This is a genomic window from Solibacillus sp. FSL H8-0523, from assembly GCF_038051985.1.
Classification (GTDB): domain Bacteria; phylum Bacillota; class Bacilli; order Bacillales_A; family Planococcaceae; genus Solibacillus.
Map to the genome: position 1 here is coordinate 1,302,954 of NZ_CP150291.1, position 11,641 is coordinate 1,314,594.

8 protein-coding genes are annotated in these 11,641 nt (G+C 40.2%); 7 read left to right on the forward strand and 1 reads right to left on the reverse strand.

The genetic code is table 11. The features are described from left to right. Positions 1–143 precede the first annotated feature (143 nt). The 3 genes from NSQ62_RS06200 to NSQ62_RS06210 all read left to right on the forward strand — a co-directional run bounded on the left by NSQ62_RS06200 (position 144) and on the right by NSQ62_RS06210 (position 4,184). Entirely contained in the window at positions 144–2,045 is a 1,902-nt protein-coding gene (locus NSQ62_RS06200; protein ID WP_341323059.1) for an ATP-dependent DNA helicase, read from the forward strand. Positions 2,046–2,782: 737 nt separating this feature from the next. Beyond that, positions 2,783–3,280: an RNA polymerase sigma factor gene (locus NSQ62_RS06205; protein WP_341323060.1), complete on the forward strand. Its 498-nt coding sequence runs from the start codon at positions 2,783–2,785 to the stop codon at positions 3,278–3,280. Continuing rightward, positions 3,273–4,184 (forward strand): hypothetical protein, encoded by a 912-nt coding sequence (locus tag NSQ62_RS06210; RefSeq protein WP_341323061.1) that lies wholly within the window; start codon positions 3,273–3,275, stop codon positions 4,182–4,184. The genes NSQ62_RS06205 and NSQ62_RS06210 overlap by 8 nt, the downstream gene beginning before the upstream one ends. A gap of 109 nt (positions 4,185–4,293) precedes the next feature. Here NSQ62_RS06210 and NSQ62_RS06215 read toward each other — a convergent pair whose 3' ends face one another. Continuing rightward, positions 4,294–4,755 (reverse strand): chemotaxis protein CheX, encoded by a 462-nt coding sequence (locus tag NSQ62_RS06215; RefSeq protein WP_341323062.1) that lies wholly within the window; start codon positions 4,753–4,755, stop codon positions 4,294–4,296. A 388-nt stretch (positions 4,756–5,143) separates the two neighbouring features. Here NSQ62_RS06215 and NSQ62_RS06220 point away from each other — a divergent pair, with 388 nt between their 5' ends. From NSQ62_RS06220 to NSQ62_RS06235, 4 genes are all read left to right on the forward strand, one after another. Beyond that, positions 5,144–5,944, forward strand: a complete 801-nt coding sequence (locus tag NSQ62_RS06220) for an alpha/beta hydrolase (protein WP_341323063.1) — start codon at positions 5,144–5,146, stop codon at positions 5,942–5,944. Positions 5,945–5,954: 10 nt separating this feature from the next. After that, positions 5,955–6,944: a sensor domain-containing diguanylate cyclase gene (locus NSQ62_RS06225; protein ID WP_341323064.1), complete on the forward strand. Its 990-nt coding sequence runs from the start codon at positions 5,955–5,957 to the stop codon at positions 6,942–6,944. Between the two features lie 225 nt (positions 6,945–7,169). After that, positions 7,170–10,781 (forward strand): dynamin family protein, encoded by a 3,612-nt coding sequence (locus NSQ62_RS06230; protein WP_341323065.1) that lies wholly within the window; start codon positions 7,170–7,172, stop codon positions 10,779–10,781. Between the two features lie 11 nt (positions 10,782–10,792). Beyond that, the gene (locus NSQ62_RS06235; protein ID WP_341323066.1) at positions 10,793–11,605 is read left to right on the forward strand and encodes a sulfurtransferase; all 813 of its coding nucleotides are present in this window, start codon (positions 10,793–10,795) and stop codon (positions 11,603–11,605) included. The last annotated feature ends 36 nt before the right edge of the window (positions 11,606–11,641 follow it).

An 11,641-nucleotide genomic window follows, 5' to 3' on the forward strand; every position in this document is an offset into this window, starting at 1 on the left:
ATTTCAATTACTGTGAGTAGGATTTTTTTTCGTTTCATAGTATAATAATCAGTACGAGTTTTTTAAAAAATAGTTGAAATTGATTTTATGCGGAAGGGATGAGTGAGCGTTCCTTCCGCTTCATATTGAGGGGGAACGTTGATTTGAGAAAATCATTACCGTTTGAATTGTCACGAGATAAAACATTCTTTGAATCATTAGGAGATTGGCTTGGAGACGTATTATACGATGAGCTACCGGAGCGCGGATTCGAATGTCGTGACGAGCAAATTTTCATGGCTTACCAGATCGAGCAAGCTTTAAAGGAAAAAAACGTATTATTCGCTGAAGCAGGTGTAGGGACAGGGAAAACGATTGCTTACCTATTACCAGCCATCTCGTATGCACGCTATACAGGAAAACCGGCATTAATCGCTTGTGCAGACGAAACATTAATCGACCAGCTTGTAAAGGATGGCGGCGATATTCATAAATTACGTGATGTGCTTGGCTTAGATATCGACGTACGTTTAGCAAAATCACGCGACCAATACTTATGTTTAAAACGCTTTGAAGAAGCGGAAAAAACAGAAACGGAAGACTGGATTGACGATATCGCCTTTTCGATTCCGGATGGCGTATACGCACAGGGCAGTATGATTGCTGTACAACCTTACGGAGATCGTTCGAATTATCCGTTAGTGAGCGACGAAGATTGGCAAAAAGTGAACTACAATTCGATTATGCAATGTGCCGTGTGTGATTTACGTAACCGTTGTGGCCAAACATTGCACCGTGGACATTACCGTAAATCGACAGACCTTATTATTTGTTCACAGGATTTCTTAATGGAGCATTTAGCGACAAAGGAATCACGTGAACGTGAAGGGCAATTGCCGTTACTTCCTGAAGTATCGATGGTTGTTTTAGATGAAGGGCACTTATTAGAATATGCCGCACAAAAAGCCTTAACATATAAAGTCCAAGCATATACAATTGTTGAGCTACTAGAGCGTTTAATGGTAGATGGTGTGCGTGCGCGTACATTATACGGCATGGAGTACTTACAGGACCATCACGAGCTGTTTTTCGATCAACTACGTGAAGATGTTGTGCAATCTGAAGAGGACCGTAAACGCATCGTAAAGTCACCAAAATTGATTGATCTTGGCAAACGTGTCATTTCTTATGTGGACCAGCTGTTAGAAGAGTTTGTCTTTGAGTCAGAGTTATACATGATTCCAGAATACGAACTGAATATGGCCGAGGAATTTTTAGAGCATTACGCAGCAGCCCTACGTATTTTCGTAGAGCAAGGGGATGCAGTAGATTGGTTAGAGGATACTGATGGTGAAGAAACGCTCGTGATTATGCCGCGTCTAATTACCGATGTGTTAGCTGAAACGTTATTCTCGAAAAAAATGCCAATCGTGTTCTCATCTGCTACATTATCAGTGAAAAAGGACTTCAGCTATATCGCTTCAAGCTTAGGCATTGAGAAGTATCAAAGCTTTGGCGTACCGTCACCGTTTGATTATGAGGAAGTAATGAAAATTTACTTACATGAATTAGAACAGGACGAAAAAGTAGCAAAAGTAGAAGAGTTATTAAAAGAACATAAAAAAACGCTAATTTTATTCAAGTCAAAACAAGCGATGAATAATTTCCAATCAAAGCTTAGCTTAATGACTCGTTTAAATGTTGCGTTTGAAGGGGATCGCGAGCTTTCTGCGATTGTCCGTGATTTCCAAAATGGTGAAATCGAAACGCTGTGTTCGTATCACTTATGGGAAGGCTTAGACTTACCAGAAGAAGCATTAACACGCGTGATCATTTATGATCTACCATTCCCACCACATGATCCGCTATTTGATGCGAAGCGTTCATTTGCGACGAATCCATTTGAAGAAGTAGAATTACCATTCATGCTACTGCGCTTGCAGCAAGGGATGGGTCGTTTAATTCGTACATCGAAGGACCACGGCGATATTCATATTTTATTAAATGAGCAAGAAGCGCAGTCTAAAGATAAATTTATCGATATTTTAGCGGTAGACCCGCAATAACAACAAGCCCGTTCGATTAGTCGAGCGGGTTTTTCTCATGGAGAAAATAGGTTAATCATAGTAACAAGTGGTTGCTTTTTCTAATAAAGTTTCACTTAATTGATTGGTGGGCTACGGCATGACAGCATTATGGCCACGTGGTACGTGTCCATACTACTGTCTTTAATGCCGTTTGCGATGCCCACCAATCCATCATTTCACACTCGTCATAAAGTTAAGAGCGCAAAATTAAGCCGCTTGCGCTTACGCGAGGCGGCAGATAGCGAAAAAGTTATTGTTTCTTTATTGATTATGCTTACAGTAATGCTCTGCTGATTGAAAGCTCATTTATTTAAAGTTCTCGATTATAAGTAGAAAGGTTTCAATTTAAGTGCTTTATGAAGTTTACTTTATACCAAAGGGCGAGAAGAAGCGAAGGGACGTTATCAATATATTTGCTTCAACGAAAAGAGTTGTACGGAGTGGAGGGGCGGACTTCTAGGGGATTAAGCGTGCGCGGAAAATCCACTTTTGATGCCGCCGTAAGAGGCATCAAAAGTTAGTTGGAGCCACGCCCCCAGAAAAGCCTGCCCCGGAACGCAGTACAACGGACGCAAGCTTAAAATTAGCACAATTCAACGCATTATCCCCGTAGAATAGCGGAACGGATTTGAACTTATGCGGATTATCCGAAATTAATATAATGTTAGTAAAAGGAAGAATTGGTTCGTCTATATACATAAGGGGGTGAGAAAGCGATGCCGATTGCGCGGATGTATGAGGAATATAGTGAGGCGATGTATCAATTTATTTACTTTTTAGTCGGGGATGAAGAACTGGCAAAGGGTTTAACGCAGGAAACGTTTGTGGAGGCATGGAAGAACCACGCGAGTTTTCGCCGGGATGCCAGTGAAAAGACGTGGCTCACCAAAATTGCACGTAACCTCGTGTATGACCATTTCAAACGGAAAAAGGTGTTAAAGTTCATTCCGTTTTTACAGGAGCATGAGCAAATTGAAGTGACTTATGTGCCAGAAAAGTGGTTACAGGCAAAAGATGAACACTACAGGTTATATGAAGCGCTTGGTAAGCTGCCTCATCATTACCGAGAAGCGATTGTCCTGAGAAAAATCGAGGGCTTTTCTATTAAAGAAAGTGCCGAGATTTTAGGTTGGAATGAAGCAAAAGTACGCAATTCATTAGAGCGCGGAGTAAAAAAACTGAGTGAGCTGTTAGGAGGGGACGCAGATGCTTGATTCAAAGTTAAAGGAACTCGTACGACCGACGCTTGATGAGGAAACAAAAACACGCCATCTTGCCACGCTGCAATCCCAGCAAACGTATACGCATAAAAAACAAACATGGGGCTATGTGACAACACTTGTTACATTTGCCATACTCACGCTATTTTTTATTCAAACGTTGCAAGTCCCTCCGTCTAGTGAACAGCAGCAAACAGATGTCCTCACGGTAGCGCCATTAAAAAAGGCGACGTATTTATATTCAACGAATGCCGAACGAAATTACCAATTCCCTTCGCTCTTTATTTCAGGCGAAATGACAACAACGGATCCAGAAAAGCTATTAGAACTGCAACAACTACTAAATGGCTTAAAAAAAATTCCGAGTACCGCACAGCTTTCAAGTGATGAGGGCGCCGCACATTATCTGCTTGAGCAAGCAAATGGGGAGAAGCTTTATTTAAAAAAAGTGTACCGCGCGGAAGGTTCGGTGCTCATTGATGTGACAACAAAAGAGCAAATTGAGTTTACAAAAGAGAACGCCGATGCACTTGAACAAATTTGGATGTACGTTCAAATAGATAATCTCGGCGTACCCAAGTGGAAATACGTCGCACTCATTGTTCTTTTTATAATGCTCTTTATCTTCAAACCAAAGCGTCGTTTAGAAAAAGAAAAGTACCATACTGTATTAATTGTAGTGAGTATCTTCACGTTTTTAGTCTTCTTCTATTTCTTTACAAAATTTTGGCATTGGTATGGTGTCGTAAATTTGCCAATTCTGCTATTGTTGTGGTTTTTCTTTTCAACAATTGATTTTGCAATAAGAAACGGATTGAGGAAAACAGAACAGACGTGGAAAGAACATTTTATCGGATTGCTACTGGGGATGTTGTTCTTGATCCTACTATTTATCTAATTAGAAAAACACACTTCGCGCCAAATAGCGAGAAGTGATGTCGCATCTTGGAGTTCCTTTTAATTCCTATATACTAAAAAATCGCCCGCATATGTATGCGAGCGATTTTTTAAGCTTCATCATCATCAATTGTGAAAAGAATTGTAATGTCACCAACACCATCGATTGTAGCGGGGAACTTAAATGCTTGTTGGAAGCCGTATAGCTTGGTATTGCCAACCATAACTGTTGGCGGTGTAATATCTAGTTCTAAATTTTCCTGACCTGCAAACGTACATAAATTTCCTGCAATCATATTCCCAAATTCGCCTGTAAACGATTCAAGCATAGGTCCTTCTAATGGCATACCGAACATGCCAGAGCCAATCGCGCCAAAAATTTCAGGTGAACCATCAATAATGATGCGCCCCTTTAAATCGCCAACTAAACCGATTAATACGCCCATTTCTTTTTGTTCATATGGTTCTGTCGCAATATTAGGCGACTTTACGTCAATATTCATAGGTAAAATAGTTTTAAGTGAATGGATTGTCCCATTTAAAATGGTTTGAATATGCTTTGAAGTGCTCAAAAATAATACACCCTCTCCCGGACTTTTACAACATTTTACCATGATACTTTAGTAGATGTATAGAAAAAAAAGCATAGCTAAATGGGATTGACGAGATTGTTGTAACTGTTTATAATGAAATTGATAATTATTATCAGTAGATAAGGAAGGTGTGACGAATGCTTTATACATTTATTGGAGCTACGATTGTAGCGTATTTAGCGATTGGCAACTATGTGTTAAAAAACGTAGCAAAATAAAGCCGTAACATCCTTTATTTTAAATAGAGAAGAAACGTATATGTGAAGTGTGTTGTCAAAATTAGACAATACACTTTTTTTAGTGTAGCTATTTTTGTTGAAATCCTTCAAAATGAAGAGGACAATATAAATAAGTGAGGTCGTAGAAGATGACGACGATAAGAAAAAGAAATAATATTACGGTTTTAGGGCAAGGGCAGCAAGTATTAGTTTTTGGACATGGCTTTGGCTGTGATCAAACATTATGGTTGCCACTGATTCAACATTTTGAACAAGAGTACAAAATTATTCTTTTTGATTACGTCGGTGCAGGGAAGTCGGATTTATCATGCTATGACGAACTAAAGTACAATACACTTGAAGGCTATGCAAAAGATATACTCGATGTCATTGAGGAAATGCAAGTAGAAAATGTGATCTTTATTGGGCATTCCATCAGTTCAATGATTAGTCTCCATGCGGCAATTAAAAAACCGCATTATTTTTCAAAACTCATTATGATTGGGCCATCTCCGTGCTATGTGAATGACGGTGCCTATAAAGGTGGCTTTGAAAAAGAGGAAATTGATGAGTTATTAACGACGATGGAAATGAACTTTGCGGGTTGGGCGAGCTATATGGCGCCAATGGCAATGGATGAACCAAGTAATTCGCAAAATACAAGGAATTTAGAGCATAACTTTGTCTCGACGAATCCACGCATCGCGCGTCAATTTGCGGAAGTTACATTTTTCAGCGATACACGAGCGTATTTAAACCAGCTACATATCCCGACACTGATCTTACAATGTGCAAATGACAGCATTGTCCCAGTTGAAGTCGGAACTTATTTACATGAGCAGATTAAACCAAGTGAATTGGTCGTTTTAAAAACACGTGGCCATTATCCACATGTTAGTGATACCAAATTAGCCGCTGATATTATTCAGCAATATTTAAAGCAAGTGTAGAGGTGATTTTATGGAACATCGTCTAGCTAACATCCCATGTGGTTATATCGCTCTAAATGACCAGTTTCGGATTGTCGAAGTAAATGAGACGTTTTTGCAATGGACGAGTTATGCGAAACAGGTGTTAATGAATCAGCATATTGAGAAGCTGTTTACCTCGAGTAATAAACTCATTTTTCATTCCTATTTTTATCCGAATATGTTGCTTTATAAGCATGTGGATGAGCTTTTTATTCATGTGCGAGGCGAAGACGGAAAAACGATTCCGTGCCTAGTTAATGCAATCGAACAGGAAATTGAAGGCGAAACGTATATTGATATGGTCTTAATGCCGATGAAAAAACGTATTGATTATGAAAAAGAAGTACGTAAAACAAAGCAATTACTAGAGCAAGCCTATTCGCAAAAAACAGTCGCCTACGAGCATTTACAGTATATTTATGAAAAGATTGAATTAAAGCAAGCGCAGTTAGTCGAAATAAACAAGCAATTAGTGGAAATTTCCAATACCGATAATTTAACGGGGATTGCCAATCGCCGCTACTTCCAAGAGCAATTAACGCAACTCGTATCGAATTTCCATGAGCAGGGGCAAGCTTTTTCGTTGCTTGTGATAGATATTGATTATTTTAAGCAGGTGAATGATACGCACGGACATCCAGTTGGAGACTTAGTGCTTGCGCAATTAGGGCTTATTTTAAAAATGACGGCACGCGAACAAGATACAGTAGCGCGCTTTGGTGGCGAGGAGTTTGTTTTACTTTTAGGGGAAACTGCGGAAGTAGATGCACTAGAAATCGCACAGCAATTAAATAAAGTGGTCGAAGAAACGATTTGGCCAACAATTGGTCGTTTAACAGTAAGTATCGGCTGTACGACGTTTAAGGCGGAAGATACGGAAGGCTCGGTATTTGAGCATGCAGATGAGGCATTGTATGCATCGAAGCGCAATGGCCGTAATTGCACAACGCAGTATGAAGCAATGAGAAAAGTACAATAACCGTTCACCAACGCCATTTCAATGACAGGAATGGTGTTTTTCTATGGCTATCAATTATCCAAAAATAGTATTAAATGAAGGGAAATTGAATGAAATCCAAGGAATAATTAGAAAAAACATGTAAAACAATAATTTTTACAAAACTGTGCCGATTTTCTTATTAAATCATGGTACTATAGGTTTGTGACAAAATGAAGGCAAAACGAGATTAAAGGGGAAACACTCATGACAACGTTCGATGATAAAATTAAAAGCTTGCTGCAACAGTCAGCGTTACAATACATAATTTATAAAGAAAATGAAGATTCAGAGCGTATTGAAAAGCTCAATCTATTTGCGCGCAAATTATTACAAAAAGAGTTCGTAATTGGCTTTGCTGGGCACTTCTCTGCTGGTAAATCAAGTATGATCAACGCCTTATCTGGCGAAAGTATTTTAGCGACAAGTCCGATTCCGACAAGTGCCAACATCGTAAAGGTGCATAAGTCAGACGAAGACTTCGCGATTCTGTATTTACACAACGAAAAGCCGGTTAAATTCGAGGCGGGCTATGATATTAAGCAAGTAAAAGAGCTAAGTAAAAATGGTGAACTTGTTTCACAAATCGAAATCGGCCATAGCACCTCAACACTACCAGAAGGTGTAACGGTAATGGATACACCAGGTGTTGACTCAACCGATGATGCACACGCGATGAGTACAGAATCTGCACTGCATATTGCCGACATGGTGTTCTACACAATGGACTACAACCACGTACAATCAGAGCTGAACTTCCAATTTACAAAGCAGCTAATGAAATACAATCCAAACGTGTATTTAATCGTCAACCAAATTGATAAGCACCGTGATACAGAGCTGTCATTTGAAGACTTTAAAGCATCGGTGCACAATTCATTTGCGGCATGGGGCGTTTACCCGAAGGATATTTTCTTCACGTCTTTACGCGAAAAAGAGTTGCCAAACAATGATTTTGAGAAAGTAAAAAAAATCGTCATGGACTCAATGAATGACTCACAGGAGCAATTAATTTTAACAGCGGAAAACACGCTAACAAAATTACAGCACGAGCATGAAACATATTTAGAAGAAGAAAAGCAAGATCGCTTCACGACCTATGCAGACATTGTATCAGAAGACGACTGGCTGCACCGTGACGATATTTTAGAGCAATTCGATAAATTAACGCGTCAAACGGAGCTCTTCTCGTTTGATGTCTTTGACAAGCAATTTGATGAAAATCGCAAAGAACTCCTTGCAAACGCAGCGATTATGCCAGCGGACGTACGTGAAAAGCTACGTGAATACTTAGAAAGTCAGCAAGAGGATTTTAAAGTAGGTGGCTTATTTACAGCGAAAAAGAAAACGGCTGAAGCAAAAGTACAGCGCAAGGAAGATGCATATGCGGCATTTAACCATGTTGTGCAATCGCAAATTACAGGGCACATGAAGGCGTTAATGAAAAATGCACTTAAAGACGTAGGCGCATTAAATGATACACGTGCAGCAGCAATTGACGCGAAGGAGTTTAATTTCCCGTTCTCAGTTATTGAAGATCAAGTACAAAAAAGCACGGTTATTACAGGCGATGCCGTTCTAAACTTTGCAAACCGTGTATCAGAAGCGGTAAAACGTTACTTTATTCAAATGACGGATGCTTGGAAAGTAGAGCAAAAATCGACACTAGAGCAAGTGGCGGCAGAAGCAGCAGCGCCGGTGAAATTAAAAATCAATGCGATGTCTGAAAAAGTACAAGCATTAAAGCATATTATCCAAATCGAAAACTTCCAAGCGTTTAGTGCAACACTAATGAAACAAGTATCAAACGAAATTCGCGCGGAATCAAAAATTCATTTAGAGAAATGGACACGTGCACATGAGCAAGCGTTAAAGGATATCCGTCCATTTGACGAATCGATGTTACAGCAAAAAGATGTTGCGCAGGTGGAAGAGCAAGCGCAGCAACTTGAAAAAGTCGGCTCAGGCTTAAACATTGATACGGTAACAGCGCGTGCATTAAAGACGGCGCATATTTTATCTGATGTACAAGGCTTTAAAGAGGTCGCAAGCTTCTTAACAAAAAAAGTAGAGCGCTTGCAAAAACGTGACTTCACCATCGCTTTATTCGGTGCGTTCTCTGCCGGTAAATCGAGTTTCTCAAATGCACTGATGGGTGACAAAGTATTACCTGTATCACCAAACCCAACAACGGCTGCAATTAACAAAATTCGTCCGGTTACACCAGAGCATCCACATGAAACAGCGGATGTACATTTAAAAACAGAAGCACAATTATTAGAAGATATTCAAGGTTCGTATGCGGCAATCGGTTTAACAGTAAGCACATTACAAGAAGCATTTGACCGTGCAGCGGAAGGCTTAGCCGTTCAATTGTCAGATGAGCGCTTAAACGTGCATAAATCATTTATTCGCGCGTATTCAGAAGGCTTTGAAACATTTATTCCAAAGCTTGGTACGACTTTACGTGTAGGTCGTCATGATTTCGAGAAGTATGTAGCACAGGAAAACCGTTCATGTTTCGTGGATAATATTGATTTTTACTATGATTCACCGCTAACTCGTATGGGTGTAACGCTAGTAGACACACCAGGGGCGGACTCAATCAATGCGCGTCACACAGGAGTTGCGTTTGATTATATCCGTAATGCTGATGCGATTTTGTTCATTACGTATTACAACCACGCATTCGCGAAAGCCGACCGTGAATTCTTAATTCAATTAGGTCGTGTTAAGGATGCATTCGAGTTAGATAAAATGTTCTTCATCGTGAATGCGATTGATTTAGCTTCTACAATGGATGAAGAGGAAGAAGTAAAGGGCTATGTACGTACGGAGTTACAACGCTTCGGTATTCGTTTCCCACGACTTTACGGCGTCTCAAGTTTACTGGCATTAAAAGAAAAGCAAGAGCAAAAAGAGCATGAATCAGGCATGCCACCGTTTGAAGATGCATTCCATCATTTCTTAAACGATGAATTAATGGGCATCGCGGTACAAGCGCTACAAGAGGAAATCGAGAAAACTGAGGACCGTCTGCATGATTTAATTACACAAACAGAAGACAACTTAAAGCGTAAAGACGAGCGTTTAGGCGAGCTAGCACAACTAGAGCAACACGTGCGCGGTAAATACCAAACAACACAAACATCAATGGTAGAAAGTGAATCGAAGCAAGAGCTAGATGAGCTACTGTACTATGTATTACAACGTGTGTATTACCGTTACCCAGATTTCTTCCGTGAAAGCTACAACCCGTCGACATTTGCCCAAATGCCGGTACAACAAGCGTTAGAAACAGCGTTAAAAGAAGTATTACAAGCGTTAAGCTTTGACTTTACACAGGAGCTACGTGTAACGAACTTCCGTTTAGCGCAGTTCGTGGATAAAAAAATGAAAGAGCGCTACAAAGACGAGGCACGTGATTTAAAAGAATTAAATCCAAGCTTTGCTTTCATGGCGTATGAAACTAGCGAACCAGAAATTTTAGATTTCACGGGTCCATTCAATGATCCAGCACCATATGTTGGTGTGAAATCAAACTTCAAAAACGTGAAAGCGTTCTTTGAGAAAAATGAAAAAGAGCTTCTGCGTGATGCGTTAGAGCAATTAACGAAACCAAATGCACAAACCTATTTAGATACAGAGAAAGCAAAATTAATCGAATGGGCGAATCGTTTCATTTCAATAGAAGCAGAGGGTCTTCGTCAGCATATGCTCGAGCAAGCAGTCGAACAAATTGAAACAGAGCGCTTATTATTACAAGAAGAAAGCCGTTTAGCCGTTTGGAAGGATATTTACGCACAATTAAAAGCGTAGGAGGAGAAATCATGGCAACAACAATTTTTGTAACAGCCGATAAAATAGAACGTAACGGGCGTATGATTGACGCCCGCTACGATATGACCAATCCGGAATTAGGGAAGCAACTATATAAGGAAGGTCATATTGAAGGATCAATTTTTTGGGATTTAAATCAGGATATGTCAGACATGACGCGTGATGAAGGCCGTCATCCGCTGCCAAGTAAAGAACAGCTTCAACAGCTTTTTGAAACACATGGCTTACATATCAACGATGCAATTTATGTCTATGACCAAGGTGCATCGCCATTTGCGACACGTGCATGGTGGCTCTTACATTATGCCGGCTTCAAGCATGCTTATGTAGTGAACGGTGGTTTTGAAGCAATGAAAGAAGCGGGCTTTACGGTAACAGAAAAAGTACCAACATACGCGCCAACACAGCTTACGCTTCAATGGAGTGATGATATTTTAGTGAAACGCTCAGACATTGTACGTTTAGTAGAAGGAAAATCAACGGCAACATTACTAGATGCGCGTGCGAACAACCGTTACCGCGGTGAAGTGGAGCCGCTTGATACTGTAGCAGGTCATATTCCAACTGCGAAAAACTATGATTGGGAGCTGCTTCGTGAAGGGACAAATCTAGTCATTACGTCTTCATTACTAGAAAAAGTGAACAAGGATGAAGAAATCGTTGTGTACTGTGGTTCAGGCGTGACAGCTACACCGATTTACTCAATTTTAAAACAAGCAGGCTACCAAAACGTCAAAGTTTACATGGCTGGCTATAGTGACTGGGTGAAGCATTACCCGGTTGAGCAAGGTGAAAACGTATAAGTCCACGAAAGCACAATCTTCTTAACCGGGGATTGT